Source organism: Bacillus sp. JJ664, from assembly GCF_036962205.1.
Classification (GTDB): Bacteria; Bacillota; Bacilli; order Bacillales; family Bacillaceae_G; genus Gottfriedia.
On record NZ_JBALMS010000003.1, the window covers coordinates 1 to 17,561 of the forward strand.

Below are 17,561 nucleotides of genomic sequence, written 5' to 3' on the forward strand. Positions count from 1 at the left end.
TATTATGTAAGCTTCTTTCTTATTTTAAAACATACTGTTGTTCGTGAAGATTTTCGTTATATTTATAGCTAAATTAGCAATAAACTACTTTCGTTTTTGCAATATGGTCATGCAATGTCTTTTTATCTTTTCGGAATATCATAAATGAATCTACTAAATAAATAACCATCATTCCTTCAGGTATGACCGGTAGATTGATCCCACTTACTATAAGAAAGATTGAACGCATTGTCATAGTTTTAATATCTACATCTTCGCCTTCATCGGTAACGACTCTTATTCTTAATATTTTTTTACCAATGGTTTGACCGTTCCAAAAATAAGTGGGAATTACTATGTCCAATACAATGATTGTTATGATCAGAAAAATTGTATACAAAAGCAAAGAAAAACTATCAAACATATAGTTATTCAAAAATTCCTCATTCGTTAATCCAAATAATAATAATCCTATTTTTGACAATGCGATACTTGCCATTCCATCAATCCACGATGCAAAAAACCTTCTTTTTCTACTCGATAATTCAAAATCCATATAAAGTTAACTCCTCCTTGTCAATCAAACTCATAATACCATTGAACAAAAGTAATGATTAATCTATAAATACTAAAAATGCTGAACTTAATTTTGATAAAAACGTATTACCATTAGAGAAAACAGCACTTATAATGTAGAGTAAAATACATCTGACAAGAGCACTTTCAATATTTGATGAATTAATTATAACACTACTTATTCCACCTAACTGCCTGTTACCCAATAAAAAAAGTCGCAAAAGCGACTGATGATTTAGTTTTATTAATATAACTGGTTCTACCCCAAACTATCATTCTAATTGTTCAATTTTAAAAACAGTCACCAACCTAGTCTCAGTTAGTTCAAGCCTTTGAAACTTGTCCACTTAAGAACCTCACATTTAGTGAATAATAGAAGCCCTCAGACTATTGATCCCATTCTCTAAATAAGCTTTTAAACAAGTTAACGTATATACCCAACCTTCTTTTTGTCCAATCATTTTAGCTACAACCTCTGGATCGTCTTCTTTTAAACCTGATTCGATTACTTCAATAATTGTACTTGTGTCAACCTCAGTTAGCGTAATTGTAACTGTAGTCTCTTGACCTTCTTCACCCCATGAAAACACTATTTTTTTATTATCTTTGATTTCAATTACATTTATAGAGCCTTCTGCATTGTACTCATCGTACCTCAATGTAATTGTCATGTCTTGTTCCCATCTATTTGAACTGGATGAAAACCAAAAGTTGCCTATTTTTTCAGGGTCTACGATTGCTTCAAATACCTCATTAGTTGGCTTGTTAATCTTTAATTTAGTGATTATTTGAGTATTCATTTTTAAACCATCCTTTTAGATTTATTTTGTTTGTTCAGATCAAATGTTGTATACCATGAACATAGGTTAACTCAATTTAAATCAGTTTTGTTTTTAGATTCTGCAGCGAGCTTAATCCATTCTAATCGTCTATCCCAATCTGTCGCTAGTTTTGCCATCCACTCCGCTGTTGCTGAAAGTTTTGCCGGTGATACTGAATAACGTACTTCCCTTCCAACGCGATCAGAAGCCACGAGTTCAGCTCCGTTAAGGACCGTTAAGTGCTTGACTACTGCCTGACGGGAAACAGTTACCCTTTTTGCCAATGTCGTAGCTGTCGCCTGTCCCATTGTAGCAATGAGGTTAAGTAACTGACGGCGTGTTGGGTCTGCTAACGCAATTAGTACATCTTCAAAATCATTATTAATTGTGGAATCCATTTTATTTCTCCGCCTGCTTTCGTAACACTTCCAGTTGTTGAGCCCATCCTTTAACATTACCTTCAAAGAAATGTCTTTTTTCCTCTTCTGATGCCTCCAGACTAGCAAAGCCACTTTCAACTACGCGAAGTAAAGTTCCTCCTTCCTTTGTTGTTAATATAAATTCAACAAGTGTAGAATTTCCTTCTCGTGGTTCTTCTCCAGGAAAAGAACTAGCCCATCGACAAGCAAGGTATGTCGGAGCTTCTGTTTGCTCAATTAAAACCGGAAAAGAACCATATTTTGATGTTTCAGCTACAATGCGTGCCCCATCGACTTGTACTTTGTCAGGACCTGGTGCATCTCCAACCCACCATGCTGGTTGATTCACCAACTCCCATACGGTTTCAATTGAAGCCTCAATGAAAATTTCTCTTTCGATTTGATCATTATTCATTTATTTTCCTCCTTTTTTACATGTGCAACCAAATCGTAGCACATAATATTCCCATGTGCAACTTCAAGGTTGCTTTAAATTTCAAAAAAATTTACTCTTGGTTAAATTTAATTTTGAAGACGACTAAATCTACTACCATTATTACCTTTTAACCAACTTAGTTATTCCATAAAGGATTAAAGAAATCTATAAATATAATATTTTTATAACCATGGAATTACGGTCAGTTAAATTAATCATATTGATGTCATTCCTTTATTACACCTAATAGTAACCCCAAAAAAGACGCTCTTCATTTTTACTTTAGAAAAAAGGTTTTCCAACAAACAAAAAAACTGCCGAAGCAGCTGTCTGAAATTGAAACAATTAATAATTTCGTTTTGAATGCTCTTTATGATGGAACCATTCTCTTAACTCTACTGCAAATTTAGCTCCAGCGCTCTAATTTTTTCAAGAATTTTTTTGTGTACATTTTATTTAGAAAGAACTTTTCAATTTTGTTCATGTCTGAATCCTGAAACTTTTTTAAACTATATGCGTAAAAATCATCGAATGAAATATCTGGCTGCACCCATTCACCATTTTGATAACAATAGTGACAGAATTTTTCAGACGGTGCCCCATCCTTTTCAGTTCCAAAGTCATTTGATCCTTTCAGTGGCATACCACAGCTTTGACACAGATTTGTTTTTGCCATTTTTAATTCCTCCAATTTTTTAAAGTTTGATTTTCCATTTAGCTTAAAAGTATAAACATGAATGAAAGCTTCATTTCTCCAGTTCATAACACTCTTACAATGACCTTCATAAAAAGGACACTAAAAGGTGTCGTATTATATGTTTAAGGTACGATACTTTTTGTGTCATGTCAAGCTTTCCCTTGTTAAAATATTTTTAGCCATGTACGCCAATCACTAGAGAAAAGAGAATTAATACTGCATGCAATTCATCTTTGTTCAAAATAAAAAGAGACTGCTGTAGCAGTCGATCGTTACTCTTTATTTGAATTTACTAATGGTTTCCCATCCTTATCTAACAATGGCGTAATACCTCCAGCATAGCCGTCCCAACTAAATAAGTATTGAACTCCTGTCTCTCTATCTTCTAATATTTTATTCCCTGTCATCTTACCTTCTTTATATACTACTTTAAATCTTTTTTCTGATTCCTTTTCGAACATTCTTATATACCTCCTACATTTTCGAATTACTCTTGTCTGTTTTTATCTTCTATTGATTCCTTACGATTCCTTCTAAAACTTAAACAGTCCAAACAAAAAAAAGTCGCAATAGCAACTTTTGAGTGTAATAAACGCATAGCGAAGAATAAAGTTATTACCTTATTTTTTTATGTAGTGAAGCATAGCAAGTTGACCTAATTTTTCTACTTTCGCTAATGTGTAATTTTGAGTAATATCATCCCCTGTATATAGAGAGATTCCTTTTCCTAAAACAATAGGTGCAATGTCAAGTTGGAATTCATCAATTAAATTCTCTTTAAAAAACTCACGCGCTAAATGACCTCCACCAATTAACCATATATCTTTACCAGGTTTTTGTTTTAAATTGTTAACGAAAGATTTGACGTCTTCATTAATAAATAAAGCATATTCATCTGATCCACTTAAAGATTTAGAAAAAACATAGTTTTTATAAGTACTATATGGATAATCTATATCAAAACCACGAATGACGTCATAAGTTCCTTTTCCCATAACAACAGTATCAATTCTTTCAAGCAGTGAATTGTATCCAGAATCTCCTTCTACTTCTGTTGTTTCTAACCATTCTAATGTACCATCGTCATTTGCAATATATCCGTCAATTGAAGTACCAATGTATAAAATAATATTACGTTGTTTACTCATGCAAAACTCCCTTACTTTCTTAAGTATCTATGCATAATTTCATAACTTAGCTTTTACATTTTTCTGCTCTTTTTATTTTGCATTAGATAATTTATCAATCGCTTCTTGTTCTGATGAAACAAAAAATACATGATTCCCTTCATTACATTCATATATGAAATCCTTCAGAGCTTTACTAGTATAAACTGAAAAATCCCCTATAATTGCAAACTTAATATTGTAGTTAACGAACTTTTGAAGAATTGAACCTGCAAGTTTTGTACTGAGATTGAAAAAATCTTCTGATATTGCTTCCTTGTTTAAGGAAATTCGATTACTACCTTTTTCATAACTAATCGTCATCATCATATCCAATGCACTTTGTTCATCTTTAAGCAATATTGAATCACCATAAGCTACCGCAATAACATATCCGTTAGCTTCTATCGTTTTTATATTCATCTCCATTTCTCCATTCTATTAAAATTATTTTTATTACGATTATAAAACAACGCATTTAACAGTGAAGTTAAAGAAAGGAATTATATGTGGTCTACTACTTTTTGCTGCAATTAAAAAGGAGTCACCTTAAGCGATAGTAACAATTTTCAATTGAACTTTACTCATGAGTTACTTCAAAATGCGCAGAATTTAATTAGTCATGACCTCTTAACTTCCTAAGAGATAAATTAAATATTAATTATTCGTATTCAGTCACAATTATGCCATCCATATTGTTACCCGAAATCTCATAATGCATTTGATCGTTTACGTTAATCACTCTGCTTTGAGAAACGGGATAATAGGTAATCTTGTATGATTTCCCATTTATTTTGACGGAAATGTGTTTCTCTTCTTTTAGATAATCAAGATATTCTTCTAAAGCAAAATTCTTTTCCTTCATAATCGCACTATGAAGAAAACCTACATATCGGATATGCCACGGTTCAAATTGAATTCCTGTGACATCCGTTTTATCTTTTGGATAGCGTAGAATGAACCCGTATTTCCAAGCATTCTTCTCTATCCATTTTCCTTCAGCTGCTACAGCCATCTTCTCTTGAGTAGATCCTACATCAAGAGATAAACCTAAGTTGTGTTCGCTATAACCAGCTGGCAAGGCATATGCAGAACCCATCTCTTGATAAAGTTTATTTTGCTTCTCAAAGTCTCGATAGCCACTAGTTACGGAAAAGTTACGAATCCCTTCTTTTTCTGCAGCAGTAATCATCTCTAAAAATTTACGCGCTATTTCCTCTGATAAATAGATATCGTTATCGATCACTCCAAAGTCCCTTGCCAATTCATTTTGAGTAGATACATTTATGACATCTGATTTAATACTTTCTGGGTGAACGGGATACTTACTGTTAACCAAAAGCAAGTTACCTTGATAGATTTGATCTTGAGTAACTTCTTTTTTATGGGTGCTTTCAGAACTTCCATTCTCTATTTCATTGTATTCAGATTGATTATATTTTTGTATGACTACTTTTGGCTCAAACAGCGATCCAATTTTTATGAAAGGTAAAATTAAGAACAATAATAAAAACAATAAAAATCCCCACTTCTTCATTTTACTAGCTTCCTCCTTATTCGTCTTTGCTTAAAAGAATAAGTAAAACTATTAAAAAAAAGAGTGGGGTAAATATTAAATTTTTCTTAAATCGTAAAATCGTCGTTCTTTAGTCTTCATCATTTATTTCACTTTCCAGTGGTAAACGAACTTCAAAAATAGTTTGTATTATGTTACTTTGTGCAGTAATCGATCCATCATGTTGCTCCACAATATTTTTTGCAATAAACAAGCCAAGCCCTGTACCATCTTCTTGTAGAGTTCGTGCTTTGTCCCCGGTATAAAACATATCAAAGAGATGCGGTAGCTCATCTGGAGGGATCGTATTCCCATAATTCACAACCTGAACTACCACTTCATCTCCATCAATAAATCCGTTTAAATCGACATACTGTCCTTCATTTCCATACCGTATTGCATTCGTCATAAGATTTTCAAACACACGGACAATCAAATCGCCATCGCCGTAAATGGATAAGTGAGTCGTACAATTCATTCGAGCAATTAAACGATTCTTTTCGAGTACAGGATACAATTCTTCCTTTAATTGATTCAGTAAATCCGTTAAATTAATTCTCTTTTTTTCAACTGATATCATCCCATAATTCATTCTAGTGAGCTCGAATAATTCATCAATTAACTTTTCTAATCGTTGCGACTTAGTAAAAACAATCGTTAAAAAATGTCTCACTTGATCTTCTGTCAAACTCTTATCCTTTAAGATCAAATCCAAATATCCTAAAACAGAGGTAAGTGGGGTCCGTAAATCATGGGCTAAGTTTACGACTAGTTGATCTTTACTGCTTTCTGAGTAATCTCCTCGTAAAATCGCCTCTTCCAATTTTTCACTTGCCAAATTAATATCTTGAGCAATATCTCTAAATTCATCATTTGAATGGATTTTTACCTTATGTTTAAAATCGCCACGAGCCAGGTTATGAATGCCGTTTGATATCTCTTTAAAATAAGTAGAATAGGGTTTAGTGAGTAAAAAGAAGAACAGGAAAGATAGTAAGATAAATAAGATAAAAAAGATATTAAAGTCTCCGAATCTTCCTACCAAAATACGAAACTGTGCCATGGGATCCTCATAACGAACCATCACATGATAATAGAATTGAAGTCCTTTATAGAATAGATATGTTATGATTCCTGATAAAAACATACTTAAACCAAATAACAATACCATCTTTGAACGAAAACTGTGCATCATTTTAACCATTGAAGCTATACCCTACTCCCCATACTGTCTTAATCCATTTGTCTTTTCGTATATCTTCTTCAAGTTTTTTCCGGAGCGTACGTATATGAACCATGACTGTATTCCCACTTTCAAAATACGCTTCACCCCACACCTGTTGAAAAATATTTTCAACACTAAACACTTTCTTCGGATGACTCGCTAATAAATATAAAATATCAAATTCTTTCGGTGTTAGCTCAATACTTACACCATACTGCGTAACCGTACGTTGGTCAGGGGAAATAACTAATCCACCGTATTCCAAGCAGGTTTTATTCTCTGTTTTGGGTTGGTTTAGCTTCATAAACCGTCTGAGATGAGCATTTACACGAGCAACCAATTCGATCGGAGTGAATGGTTTAGTCATATAATCATCTGCTCCTATTACCAATCCCTGGACTTTATCAAAATCAGATGTTTTAGCACTTAAAAAGATAATAGGCATATTATGCTTTTCGCGAATACGGCGGGTTACTTCATAACCATCCAATTTCGGCATCATAATATCTAAAATCAGCAAATCGATCGATTGAGTCTCGACTACACGAACAGCCTCTTGTCCATCCAACACTTTCATAACATGATACCCTTCTTTTTCTAAATGGATGGCAATCAGATTTGCAATTTCCTCCTCATCATCAGCAATTAATATCGAAATATCTCTCATCTTTCCACTCCTAAGTAAAGTTAGCTATATATCAATTCTTATCTATTTTCTATTATTTCATTTACTATCTTATAATTATGAACTCATTTTAACGCATCGAATATTTACTAATGACATTTATTTTTTCTTTATTTTACCATTTCTTATGTAAATGAACTGACTTACCTTCAATCATATCACATTAGTTTTTCCTCATATAAAAAAGAGGAAATATGCAATTTAATTGTGCATATATCCTCTTATCATTAATGTCTTATTTATTTTACCTTGCTAAGATAGCGATAAATCGTTGCTTCAGATACTTTTAGTTTTTGAGCTAACTCACTTACCCCACCTTTTAAAAGGAATAGACCTGCTTCATTTAATTTTCGAACAACATCAAGCTTTTCATCAATTGATAATCTTTCTGGCGATAAGTGATAGTCACTCAATACTTTCGTAATCATATTTTCTAGAACATCTTCAACGGTTTCATGAAGATTCTCAAAAACATCTGAATTGTGTACTTTCAAAGGCTTTTGACCTTCATTTTGAAAACTAGTCATTATGAAATCATCTAAGTAAGACTTCACGTTCTCTAGTACAGTTACATCAACATTCACACAAAGTACGCCTATGATTTCCCCAGTTTCATTTTTAATAAAATAACTAGAAGATCGGCAAGTACGGTTTCCTTTTACACTTGCTTTATAATTAGTGATAAAATCAACTTCTTTATAAGCACCCTCTTGCATTACTTTTAATACTAAGTCAGTAATTGGACCGCCTACTCTACGACCGCTGATTTCCCCATTTTCGATTGCCACAATAGAGTTTTCTGGGTTTGTTAAATCATGAAGTACAACTTCACAATGCTTCCCCATCACATTGGCAATAAATGTAACCATTGGGATATACATTTTTAATAATTCATTGTGACACTTATTTACTTGTGCCGCATGCTTAACTTCTACCTCACTCATTAACGCATACCTTTAACTTTCTAACTGCTTGATCTAACCGTACCATAGCTTCTTCAATTGTTTTACGTGAGCAAGCATAATTTAATCTCATGAACCCTTTACCATTTAAGCCAAAAACGCGCCCTTCATTACAACCCAATTTAGCATCTTTTACTAAAAATTTATTTAGTTCATCACAAGTTAGGCCAAGACCTCTAAAGTCTAACCAACCTAAATATGTTGCTTCTGTAACTTTCATTTTGATTTCTGGAATATGTTGCTTTAAATAATTGTGAATATATTCAGCATTACCTTTTAAATGAATTAGTAACTCATCCAACCACTCTTCGCCTTCGTTATAAGCTGCAATGACAGCTTCAATTCCAAATATATTTAAGTTTTCTAAGCTTGCGCGTAGAATTGAATGGGTAAATTCCGTAAATAAATCTGGATTCGGAATGACAGCTAATGATGAAAATAACCCTGCGATATTAAATGTTTTGCTTGGTGACATGAACGTAATACACATATTCGCAGCGTCTTCACTTAAAGAGTAAAAAGGAATATGTGTACCTTTTTCATACACTAAATCTGCGTGAATTTCATCAGCGATAATGATTATTTTATGTTTTTTACATACTTCAACTAATGCGTTTAGCTCTTCTCTAGACCACACTCTTCCAACTGGATTTGCTGGACTACATAAAATAAGTAATTTTGTTTTACTCGTAATCTTCTTTTCTAAATCATCTAAATCCATATAGTAGTATCCATCTTGCTCTATTAAAGGATTTTCGATTAAATTTCGACCATTATTTTTCACGACACTAAAGAACGGGTAATAAACAGGTGGCTGAATAATGACTTCATCTCCAACCTTTGTGAATGCATCAATCGCCAAATTTAAAGCCGGAACAACACCAGGGACAGTCGTTAACCATTCACGATTAATCTTTGTACCAAAGCGCTTCGCACCCCAATTGATTGCTGATTCAAAAAATTCTTCTGGAATATGTCCGTATCCATAAATAGGATGCTGTGCCCTTTTAGTAAGAGCCTCTACTATGGCTGGTGCACATGCTAAATCCATATCTGCAATCCAAAGAGGAAGAACTTCTGTGCATCCAAATACCTGATCAATTGAATCCCACTTAGTACTGTTAGTATTCTTTCGGCTGATTTCTTCATTAAAGTTAAATTTCACATTCATTCCCCCATTCACATTTTTCTCTCTGATTCTATTTTATCTGAAAATACAACTCTTGATAAGAATTTTTTATCACAATGATAATTTTTTATCTAATATGGCATTAAAAGTGGATTGTTAGTTATTTTAAATACTTGTATTCTTGTTTTCCAACGAATTACGGTTAGCTTATTTGATTCGCACCTGTAGTGAATTCGACTATCCAATCTTGCCGACAGGAGTTAGTATACCCATGCCAATTAACTTTTTAATTAAACGTTTGTTTGATTTAATATTCCTTTAAAAATTCTCTTTAATCACAACAATTTTATTGAGAAGTCCAAAATAAAAAACAGGAAAGACTTTTTGTCCTTCCTGCTCTTCTTACTCATTAATAATGACAGTTTGAAATTCAAATAATTGATAAACATGATGGGTTATCGAGTATTCAAAAACCTTACCATCTGCTAGAAATACGATTTGCTCTACTTCCATTACAGGGTCATGCTGATGAATATGTAAGTGTTGGATGTCTAGCGCATTCCCTTTAACCGCTCTTATGATTTTTTGAGCGCTTTTTATTTTTAGACCTAATTCTTCTTGGATGAATTGGTAAATAGATTTATTTACATGTTTCTCCGATAAACCTTGAATCACTGATATTGGCATGTATATTTCTTCAAGCGCAAATGGTTTTCCGTCAATATAACGTACTCTATTAATTTCGTATATAAAGCTGTTCGTTTCACAATTCAATAAAGAAGCTAATTTTTCTGACGCCGGAATTACCTGAAATCGTAAAACTTTAGAGTTTACTCGTTTAGCTCCTACTTTTTGAGTTAGGCCAAAATGCTTTTTATCATTTCGATTTAACTGATGCACATTAAATAAAGGGGCTTCTTTTACAATCGTACCGTATCCTCGCCTTTTTACGATTAACCCTTCACTTACTAAAAGGTCCATTGCCTTTTTCACTGTCATTTTACTACAATCATACTGCTCGGCTAATGTAAACTCGTCTGGAAGCATTTCACCTACTCCAAACACTTGATTAGAAATTTTTTGCCGAATATCCTTAGCAATTTCGTTATATTTGCTCACTTACAATGTCCACTCCTGTTTGCTGCATATAATGATACAGTGCACCAATTAAATTTGAGTCATTTTCGTATGCACATTGTTCAACTGTGATATCTAAGGTTGCATGCTTACCTCTCATTGTTGCAAGTACTGCATTGAGCTGTTCAATTAATTCCTTACGGGCACTAATTGCTCCACCAATTAAGATTTTCTCTGGATCAATTACATATGCTACATTAAAAATACCTACAGCTAAGTATTTAATAAAGTTTTCAACCTCTATTTTAACTTCTTCATCACCACGATCAAATAGTTCAAATACCTTTTTACCGTTTAGTGTTTTCCAGTCTAACCCTTTACGTTTAGCAACTGCACGAACTAAACTCGTCGTTGAAGCTACATCACTCCAGTTTCTTCCTAATGTTTCTGACATATAATCCTTAACAAGCATACAACCAAATTCACCTGCATGGAGATTTTTCCCTCTACGCACTTTTTTATTAAGGACTACTACTCCACCAATACCCGTACCAATTACAATACAAATAAAGTCGTTTACGTCTTTCGCTGAACCAATCCAAGCTTCAGCTAATCCTGCACAATTTGCATCATTTTCTAGTTCAGCACGTAATCCTGTACTTTCAAACAATAAATCTTTTATATTTGGACCATGAATATATGGAATGGCACTTGCACCAGCGATGATTCCAGTTTCTACATCTACTGCACCTGGCATACTCAATGCGATTCCTTCAATCTTTACTTTACGGCCATATTCTTTTACTATTTTCGTCACTTCATTGATAAAAGTTTCTATTCCTTCTCTTGGTGTTGGGACAGAACTTTTTTCAACAAAGCTACCATCCTCTTTCATTAATGCATATTTTATTGCTGAACCGCCCAAATCAATGACTGCATAATGTTTCATTGTTTTGCTCTCCCTTTATGTAAGCTTATTAATCTTCAAAACTAGTTCATTACTTTCAGCAACTTGTTTAAACCAAAGTCCACTTTTCTTAATCGTACGTTCAAAATGATTATTTAAATCTACTCGATAGAATCCATATCGATTTTTGTATGCATTTAACCATGACCAATTATCCATAAATGTCCATAGGTGATAACCGAAGCAATTTGAACCCTCGCTGATCCCCTTATGTAACCATTTTAAATGTTCACTAATAAACTCAATACGATAATCATCTTGGACAATTCCGTTTTCATCTAAGAAACGCTCTTCATCTTGAACGCCCATTCCATTCTCAGAAACATACCAAGGGATATTGCCGTAATTGTCTCTTAAATTGATTGCGATATCATACAAAGCTTTTTCATAGATTTCCCAACCACGGTAAATATTCATTTTCTTTCCTGGCATATCATAATTATCAAAAAATGACTCTGGCATAATAGGCTTTGATGAATCAACAGCATCTTCTTTTGCTTTAATTCGACGTGGACTATAATAATTAACGCCAAGAAAATCGACTGTATTTTCTTTAATTAGTTTACGATCTTCAGAATTGGTGACAGGCAGTAAGTTATTTTCTTTTATAAATGAAATTAATTCTTCAGGATAAGTGCCTTTTATTGAGGGATCTAAGAAGCTTCTGTTAAAGAGTAAATCTGCAATATTTGCTGCTTTCACATCATCTTGGTTTTGATCATCTCTTGGATAAGATGGTGTCAAATTAATCACAATTCCAATTTGTCCATTTTCTACTTTAACACTACGAAACTCTCTAATGGCCATAGCACTTGAAATCATTGTATTGTAAGCAACTTGGACAGCACGCTTCATATCCACTACACAAGGATAGTGGAACTGATACAAGTAACCACCCTCAACAGGAACGATTGGTTCATTATGAGTAGCCCATTTCTTCACTCTATCTCCAAACAATTCAAAACAAATACGGGCAAAACGACTATACGCTTCAACAACTTCGCGACTTTCCCAACCACCTATTTCTTGCATAGCAAAAGGCATGTCAAAATGATATAAGCCAATAATAGGTTCGATATTCTGCTTAATTAACTCATCTATTAAAGATTGATAGAAAGCGACTGCCTCTTCATTCACTGCACCGTTACCATCAGGAATTAAACGTGACCATGAAATCGAAGTACGATAAGAATTAAACCCAATATCCTTCATTCTTTGGATGTCTTCTTTATATGTAACATAAAAGTTAGACGCTTCAGTTGGACCAACTTGATTATAGAAACGATTTGAATCTATTTCATACCAATGGTCCCAAATATTCTTACCCTTTCCGCCTTCAAAAGCAGCTCCCTCAATTTGTGTTGCGGAAGTAGCTGCTCCCCAAAAAAATCCATTTTCAAATGAATATTTCATCATGATCACTCCTAAATTAGTAATCTTTCTTTTCTACTATTATATTTGAGTGATAAACTAAAAGTATATACTTTTAAAATTGAAAGTATATTTATTTACTTCTCTACCATTTCCATATCTTTAATGTTCAATGACCATAAATCATAATTTAGAATCGTTTCCGAATCCGTTATATTTAGTCTTTTTGTAAATAAAGGACCACCTACTACAAATGTGTGGTACTCTCCACCTTCGCCCATAACGCATATTTCTTTTTGAATGAGTAGCTCTTTCAGTTCTTTATTTACTGTTTGTCCGACAATGTTAGAATCGAAATGCGACTCTCTTGCTCTACAGATAATAGCTTCATAGTTACTATTTAACCATTCATCTAACAAGATTATTGATTCATTCTTATGGATCCAAACTGGAAATAGTGGCTTTAATTCGCTTTTTATTGCAATTTCTTCATTCCATTTCTTATCTTCATCTACATATAAAGTGCCGAATGCTACAGCCGTTATATCTAATTCTTCCTTCATTTCCCTTAATCCATTTATAATTGATTGTTCATAATCACCAGCTGAATCTATCATAATGAGTGGTATCCCCAGTGCATCTGCCTGCATTTGTAAAAATGGAAGTGGTGTACCGTGAGCATGATTTCGACCATCTTTTTGGGAAACCATTGAAAATAAACAAGCGACTTCTTGATTGCTTTCTATTAATCTATGTAATGCCAAACAGCAATCCTTTCCTCCACTCCATGAGATTGCAATTTTTCCAGTCATTTCACCATACCCCTTTACATTTATTTTATATAATCTTGTATAATGAACATAGAAAACGTTTGAGGTGACAACATGGATGCTTTAATTTATTTTATCATTGCAAGCTTAATTGCTACGACAGGGATTAGCTTCGTTGTACGTAACGCTTTAAAGAATATAGCAGTAAAACCAGAAGAGAGTGCTACTATTCAATCAAAAATGTTTATTGGCGTAGCCGTCGTTGAAGCAATACCGATCCTGTTCATCATACTAGGCTATAACGGGTTAGAATCTTCTTCAATGAACAGTACAATACCTGCAATCATTATTTTAATTGTAGCAGCGATCAATGCTTATCTAATTAGGAGACAAAGTAAAGAACTATTCATTTATCATTCTACAAAAGAAGAAGCAAAGCCTCTTATTTCAGCTCTTGAAAAGATTAGCTATGCTTTAGTAACTGCTATTCCAATCGTCGGAATTGTAGCTTGCTTAATAAAATAAAACCTCCAAATGGAGGTTTTATTTTATTAAACTTTTTACGTACCTCATGCCTTTTAAACCATATTCAAACCATTGCTGATGATCATATGGAATCTCAACCCATTCTTTCATCGGTTTTCCACCCATCGGATCAAAATTTAGTGTTCCTACTAACTTTAATGCTTCTTCAACATCCTCTTTCTTTAACTTCACGACAAGATTTGGTTCATTATAAAACGCAAAAATTTTCCCTTGCACCTTTAAACCTTTATGACCAAAAATACTTCCTTTTGTTGCATCATAATCGTTGATGAATTCAGAACGAAGACTTTCAAAAAGATCAATTGTACCAGACATGATTACATTCCTCCTTAATCAGTTCAAACTATAAAGGTAACAACCATACCATTTCCTTAATATCCCCTGTATAAACGCCATAACTAGAACTTATTAATCACTATAACTTTTCAATATTAGCCAGAAAATAAAGGTGAACTATAATAAGAGTATCACCAATTTATGACATATGTAAGGAGATATCTTGTATGTCCATTAATTTTCATGATGAGCAAAATAAACGGAGCTATACCACTAGATTAGCAGATCAATCTTGGATTGATTTTATAAAGAATCATATTGATGTGAACGGTAAACAGATTGCTGACCTCGGCTGTGGTGGCGGTATTTATTCTAAAGCTTTGGCTATGCTCGGTGCCAAAGTTACTGCTGTAGATTTTTCAGAAGAAATGTTAAAGGGAGCGACTGAAAACTGTAAAGGACTCGCGAACATTACATTTTTACAAGGGGATGCCTACCATACAAATCTTGCTTCAACCAGCTTCGATATTATTTTACAAAGAGCTTTAATTCATCACTTGGATGATTTAGATGCTTGCTTTAAAGAAGCAAATCGATTATTAAAAAAGAATGGTTTGCTCATTATTCAAGACAGAACACCGGAGGATTGCTTACTACCTGGAGACCCTCATCACATTAGAGGTTACTTCTTTGAACAGTTTCCCAAACTGGAAAGCATAGAATCTTCACGAAGATATCCTTCACAAAAAGTAGTCAACGCTTTGGAATCTAATGGCTTTATCATCACGACAGAAGAAAAACTCTGGGAAGCTAGACGAAATTATCAATACTTCGAACAATTAAGTCATGATTTACTACAAAGAACTGGGCGTTCCATACTTCACGAACTTACTAACGATGAGCTTAGTATGTTAATTCAGACCATACAAAATAAATTTAATCCTCGAACAGCTATCATTGAAAAAGACCGTTGGACAATATGGATTGGAATAAAAAAATAAGAAAAAGGTAAGTACAATACACAGTACTTACCTTTTCTGAATGAGTTTTTCTCTTTTATTTTCAGGTTGTTTAATCCAGTTACGAACCCCTTTTCCTGCAAGTGGTTCATCATGATATCTTGGGATGATATGAAAATGACAATGAGGAATCGTTTGATTTGAAACCTTACCAACATTCCATCCTAAAGTATATCCATCCGGTGAGAATTTTTCATTTAAATATTCTTTCGCATTTTGTAAGAGTTCATATGTATCGTTCCATTCTTCTTTTGTTAAATCAAAGGTAGTGATGCGATGTACTTTCGGAACAATTACCCCACAACCTTCTAAAACGTCCTGCTCCAAATTATGTTGTAAAAAATAACATGTTTCATTTTCGAATATGATGTTTTGTTCACGATCCTGAAGTGGATTACAAAACCGACAATTCACATCGTATGGCATCTTTTTCCTCCAGCAATCATTCGTTAATTAGACTTATTCGGTTTCACTATTTCTACTTTTGGTAATTTAATCGTTACTTTTGTTCCTTCATTAATTTTACTTGAAAAAGTGATTGTTCCATTCATGGCTTCTATAATACGAACTGAAACAGTTGTCCCTACGCCAGTACCTTTTTCTTTTGTAGAATAAAATAAAGTTCCGATTCGTGAAAGCTGTTCCTTTGTCATACCTTTACCATTGTCTTGTATCGTTATGACCGCTTTGTAACCATCATCAAACAGTTTCGTATGTACATAACCGCCAGATTCGGTTGCTTCTATTGCATTTTTAATGAGATTAATTAGTGCTTGTTTTAATTGATTTTTATCAGTATGTAAAAAAGGTTCGACTAAAATTTCACCTTTTAATTTTACATTTTGTTTCAAAGCCAATGGCTCTAATAATGTTACTACATCTGAAACACTTTCCTTTAGATTCACTACTTCAACCTTATCAAACTGTGGTTTTGCAAAGTTTAAATAATCATTGATGATACCTTCTGCCCTACCTAACTCGCTCAATACTAATGGTAAATACTCTCCAGATTGCTTATCTTTATTCTGCTGCATTAACTGAAGGAAACCTTTTACGACCGTAAGTGGATTTCTTACTTCATGTGCAATGGATGCTGCCATTTCACTTAATGTGTTCAACTTCTCTGCACGCTGAATCTCTCTTTGTAAAAGCTTTTTTTCTATTAATATCTCATTTAGCTTTGCAGCTAGCGTGATTGCAACTAATTCAATTAATATAAATACTAGAATTAATCCAAATAGTCGATAATCAGTATTAAAACTGACATTGTTTATGATTAAATATGAAAATAAAATGCAAAATTGAACAAGTGCTGGCCAAAATCCTATGGCCGCTGTTAATATAATTCTTTGCTTTGGTTTGAATCTCCAAAACCATCTTGATAATACCATTGCCCCTAATGATGATAAAGTTACACTGACGACTCCAAAGAGAATCGCATCTCCACCTAACATGAGTCTTGCTAATAGAATTGATAAAAACGTTAACATACCCCATCCAAAACCACAGTATAGAAAAGCGATTGCTAATGGTATATAACGCAAGTCCCAAAACAGACCGTATGCGGGATACGGAAACGCCATACAAAGAAATCCTGCCACTGCTTGAAACATACCAAAAAGATAGATTTTATCCTTATAACCATGATTTTCATAAATAATACTGTAAATTAATATTGGACTTAATATGATTAAGACATGTAATAAAAGTTTTTCAACTAACATGATTTTAGTCCTCGCTGATTGAGTTTTTACACTATATGATAACATTCATTATATTACGACATAATTTCTAAATATCCTTTAATATTCGATGTTATTCCTAATATTTCCATATTATGTAATTCTCCATTTAATGTAAACGATAAGTTGAATATTTTTGGGAC

The 17,561-nt window shown here is 33.4% G+C and carries 22 protein-coding genes; 2 read left to right on the forward strand and 20 right to left on the reverse strand.

All coding sequences use genetic code 11. The annotated features are described in order from the left end of the window. Nucleotides 1–73: 73 nt before the first annotated feature. The 17 genes from V7056_RS00475 to V7056_RS00555 form a co-directional block, all read right to left on the reverse strand. A complete protein-coding gene (locus tag V7056_RS00475) occupies nt 74–535 on the reverse strand; it encodes an RDD family protein (protein ID WP_499698411.1) in 462 nt (153 codons plus the stop codon). 382 nt (nt 536–917) lie between these two features. After that, nucleotides 918–1,355, reverse strand: a complete 438-nt coding sequence (locus V7056_RS00480) for an SRPBCC family protein (RefSeq protein WP_499698412.1) — start codon at nt 1,353–1,355, stop codon at nt 918–920. Nucleotides 1,356–1,426: 71 nt separating this feature from the next. Continuing rightward, entirely contained in the window at nt 1,427–1,774 is a 348-nt protein-coding gene (locus V7056_RS00485; protein WP_499698413.1) for an ArsR/SmtB family transcription factor, read from the reverse strand. Nucleotide 1,775: 1 nt separating this feature from the next. Then, the gene (locus V7056_RS00490) at nt 1,776–2,210 is read right to left on the reverse strand and encodes an SRPBCC domain-containing protein (protein WP_499698414.1); all 435 of its coding nucleotides are present in this window, start codon (nt 2,208–2,210) and stop codon (nt 1,776–1,778) included. A 427-nt stretch (nt 2,211–2,637) separates the two neighbouring features. After that, nucleotides 2,638–2,907 carry a zinc ribbon domain-containing protein gene (locus tag V7056_RS00495; RefSeq protein WP_499698415.1) on the reverse strand — a complete coding sequence of 90 codons (270 nt, stop codon included), beginning with the start codon at nt 2,905–2,907 and terminating at the stop codon, nt 2,638–2,640. Between the two features lie 293 nt (nt 2,908–3,200). Beyond that, complete coding sequence (locus V7056_RS00500) at nt 3,201–3,395, reverse strand: DUF6440 family protein (protein ID WP_499698432.1); 195 nt, start codon at nt 3,393–3,395, stop codon at nt 3,201–3,203. 153 nt (nt 3,396–3,548) lie between these two features. Beyond that, nucleotides 3,549–4,076 (reverse strand): dihydrofolate reductase family protein, encoded by a 528-nt coding sequence (locus tag V7056_RS00505; RefSeq protein ID WP_499698416.1) that lies wholly within the window; start codon nt 4,074–4,076, stop codon nt 3,549–3,551. A 72-nt stretch (nt 4,077–4,148) separates the two neighbouring features. Beyond that, entirely contained in the window at nt 4,149–4,517 is a 369-nt protein-coding gene (locus V7056_RS00510) for a DUF4180 domain-containing protein (RefSeq protein ID WP_499698417.1), read from the reverse strand. 238 nt (nt 4,518–4,755) lie between these two features. Next, nucleotides 4,756–5,631 carry a VanY-A/VanY-F/VanY-M family D-Ala-D-Ala carboxypeptidase gene (gene vanY / locus V7056_RS00515; protein WP_499698418.1) on the reverse strand — a complete coding sequence of 292 codons (876 nt, stop codon included), beginning with the start codon at nt 5,629–5,631 and terminating at the stop codon, nt 4,756–4,758. A 109-nt stretch (nt 5,632–5,740) separates the two neighbouring features. Then, the gene (locus V7056_RS00520) at nt 5,741–6,853 is read right to left on the reverse strand and encodes a HAMP domain-containing sensor histidine kinase (RefSeq protein WP_499698419.1); all 1,113 of its coding nucleotides are present in this window, start codon (nt 6,851–6,853) and stop codon (nt 5,741–5,743) included. Then, nucleotides 6,846–7,541 (reverse strand): vancomycin resistance response regulator transcription factor, VanR-F/VanR-M family, encoded by a 696-nt coding sequence (gene vanR, locus V7056_RS00525; RefSeq protein WP_499698420.1) that lies wholly within the window; start codon nt 7,539–7,541, stop codon nt 6,846–6,848. The genes V7056_RS00520 and vanR overlap by 8 nt, the downstream gene beginning before the upstream one ends. A 257-nt stretch (nt 7,542–7,798) precedes the next feature. Continuing rightward, entirely contained in the window at nt 7,799–8,503 is a 705-nt protein-coding gene (locus V7056_RS00530) for a helix-turn-helix transcriptional regulator (RefSeq protein WP_499698421.1), read from the reverse strand. Continuing rightward, nucleotides 8,496–9,686 (reverse strand): MalY/PatB family protein, encoded by a 1,191-nt coding sequence (locus V7056_RS00535; RefSeq protein ID WP_499698422.1) that lies wholly within the window; start codon nt 9,684–9,686, stop codon nt 8,496–8,498. The genes V7056_RS00530 and V7056_RS00535 overlap by 8 nt, the downstream gene beginning before the upstream one ends. A 366-nt stretch (nt 9,687–10,052) precedes the next feature. Then, complete coding sequence (locus tag V7056_RS00540; protein WP_499698423.1) at nt 10,053–10,769, reverse strand: GntR family transcriptional regulator; 717 nt, start codon at nt 10,767–10,769, stop codon at nt 10,053–10,055. Next, nucleotides 10,756–11,676 (reverse strand): ROK family protein, encoded by a 921-nt coding sequence (locus V7056_RS00545; protein WP_499698424.1) that lies wholly within the window; start codon nt 11,674–11,676, stop codon nt 10,756–10,758. The genes V7056_RS00540 and V7056_RS00545 overlap by 14 nt, the downstream gene beginning before the upstream one ends. A 15-nt stretch (nt 11,677–11,691) precedes the next feature. Then, nucleotides 11,692–13,110, reverse strand: a complete 1,419-nt coding sequence (locus V7056_RS00550; protein ID WP_499698425.1) for a glycoside hydrolase family 1 protein — start codon at nt 13,108–13,110, stop codon at nt 11,692–11,694. A gap of 92 nt (nt 13,111–13,202) precedes the next feature. Then, entirely contained in the window at nt 13,203–13,877 is a 675-nt protein-coding gene (locus tag V7056_RS00555) for a Dph6-related ATP pyrophosphatase (protein ID WP_499698426.1), read from the reverse strand. A 72-nt stretch (nt 13,878–13,949) separates the two neighbouring features. Here V7056_RS00555 and V7056_RS00560 point away from each other — a divergent pair, with 72 nt between their 5' ends. Then, nucleotides 13,950–14,360: an ATP synthase subunit C-like protein gene (locus V7056_RS00560; RefSeq protein ID WP_499698427.1), complete on the forward strand. Its 411-nt coding sequence runs from the start codon at nt 13,950–13,952 to the stop codon at nt 14,358–14,360. A gap of 18 nt (nt 14,361–14,378) precedes the next feature. On the opposite strand, the gene V7056_RS00565 is transcribed toward V7056_RS00560, so the two are convergent. Then, complete coding sequence (locus V7056_RS00565; protein ID WP_499698428.1) at nt 14,379–14,696, reverse strand: hypothetical protein; 318 nt, start codon at nt 14,694–14,696, stop codon at nt 14,379–14,381. 188 nt (nt 14,697–14,884) lie between these two features. Between V7056_RS00565 and V7056_RS00570 the strand changes: the two genes are divergently transcribed. After that, nucleotides 14,885–15,658 (forward strand): class I SAM-dependent methyltransferase, encoded by a 774-nt coding sequence (locus V7056_RS00570; RefSeq protein ID WP_499698429.1) that lies wholly within the window; start codon nt 14,885–14,887, stop codon nt 15,656–15,658. 27 nt (nt 15,659–15,685) lie between these two features. On the opposite strand, the gene V7056_RS00575 is transcribed toward V7056_RS00570, so the two are convergent. Then, complete coding sequence (locus tag V7056_RS00575) at nt 15,686–16,102, reverse strand: HIT family protein (RefSeq protein ID WP_499698430.1); 417 nt, start codon at nt 16,100–16,102, stop codon at nt 15,686–15,688. Between the two features lie 23 nt (nt 16,103–16,125). Then, a complete protein-coding gene (locus V7056_RS00580) occupies nt 16,126–17,400 on the reverse strand; it encodes an ATP-binding protein (RefSeq protein WP_499698431.1) in 1,275 nt (424 codons plus the stop codon). Nucleotides 17,401–17,561 lie beyond the last annotated feature (161 nt).

Excerpts from the sequence above, each read along its gene's own strand:
- V7056_RS00475 (WP_499698411.1), bottom strand. The coding sequence starts at position 535 with ATGGATTTTGAATTATCGAGTAGAAAAAGAAGGTTTTTTGCATCGTGG.
- V7056_RS00480 (WP_499698412.1), bottom strand. The coding sequence starts at position 1,355 with ATGAATACTCAAATAATCACTAAATTAAAGATTAACAAGCCAACTAAT.
- V7056_RS00485 (WP_499698413.1), bottom strand. The coding sequence starts at position 1,774 with ATGGATTCCACAATTAATAATGATTTTGAAGATGTACTAATTGCGTTA.
- V7056_RS00490 (WP_499698414.1), bottom strand. The coding sequence starts at position 2,210 with ATGAATAATGATCAAATCGAAAGAGAAATTTTCATTGAGGCTTCAATT.
- V7056_RS00495 (WP_499698415.1), bottom strand. The coding sequence starts at position 2,907 with ATGGCAAAAACAAATCTGTGTCAAAGCTGTGGTATGCCACTGAAAGGA.
- V7056_RS00505 (WP_499698416.1), bottom strand. The coding sequence starts at position 4,076 with ATGAGTAAACAACGTAATATTATTTTATACATTGGTACTTCAATTGAC.
- V7056_RS00510 (WP_499698417.1), bottom strand. The coding sequence starts at position 4,517 with ATGAATATAAAAACGATAGAAGCTAACGGATATGTTATTGCGGTAGCT.
- vanY (WP_499698418.1), bottom strand. The coding sequence starts at position 5,631 with ATGAAGAAGTGGGGATTTTTATTGTTTTTATTATTGTTCTTAATTTTA.
- V7056_RS00520 (WP_499698419.1), bottom strand. The coding sequence starts at position 6,853 with ATGGTTAAAATGATGCACAGTTTTCGTTCAAAGATGGTATTGTTATTT.
- vanR (WP_499698420.1), bottom strand. The coding sequence starts at position 7,541 with ATGAGAGATATTTCGATATTAATTGCTGATGATGAGGAGGAAATTGCA.
- V7056_RS00530 (WP_499698421.1), bottom strand. The coding sequence starts at position 8,503 with ATGAGTGAGGTAGAAGTTAAGCATGCGGCACAAGTAAATAAGTGTCAC.
- V7056_RS00545 (WP_499698424.1), bottom strand. The coding sequence starts at position 11,676 with ATGAAACATTATGCAGTCATTGATTTGGGCGGTTCAGCAATAAAATAT.
- V7056_RS00550 (WP_499698425.1), bottom strand. The coding sequence starts at position 13,110 with ATGATGAAATATTCATTTGAAAATGGATTTTTTTGGGGAGCAGCTACT.
- V7056_RS00555 (WP_499698426.1), bottom strand. The coding sequence starts at position 13,877 with ATGACTGGAAAAATTGCAATCTCATGGAGTGGAGGAAAGGATTGCTGT.
- V7056_RS00560 (WP_499698427.1), top strand. The coding sequence starts at position 13,950 with ATGGATGCTTTAATTTATTTTATCATTGCAAGCTTAATTGCTACGACA.
- V7056_RS00565 (WP_499698428.1), bottom strand. The coding sequence starts at position 14,696 with ATGTCTGGTACAATTGATCTTTTTGAAAGTCTTCGTTCTGAATTCATC.
- V7056_RS00570 (WP_499698429.1), top strand. The coding sequence starts at position 14,885 with ATGTCCATTAATTTTCATGATGAGCAAAATAAACGGAGCTATACCACT.
- V7056_RS00575 (WP_499698430.1), bottom strand. The coding sequence starts at position 16,102 with ATGCCATACGATGTGAATTGTCGGTTTTGTAATCCACTTCAGGATCGT.
- V7056_RS00580 (WP_499698431.1), bottom strand. The coding sequence starts at position 17,400 with ATGTTAGTTGAAAAACTTTTATTACATGTCTTAATCATATTAAGTCCA.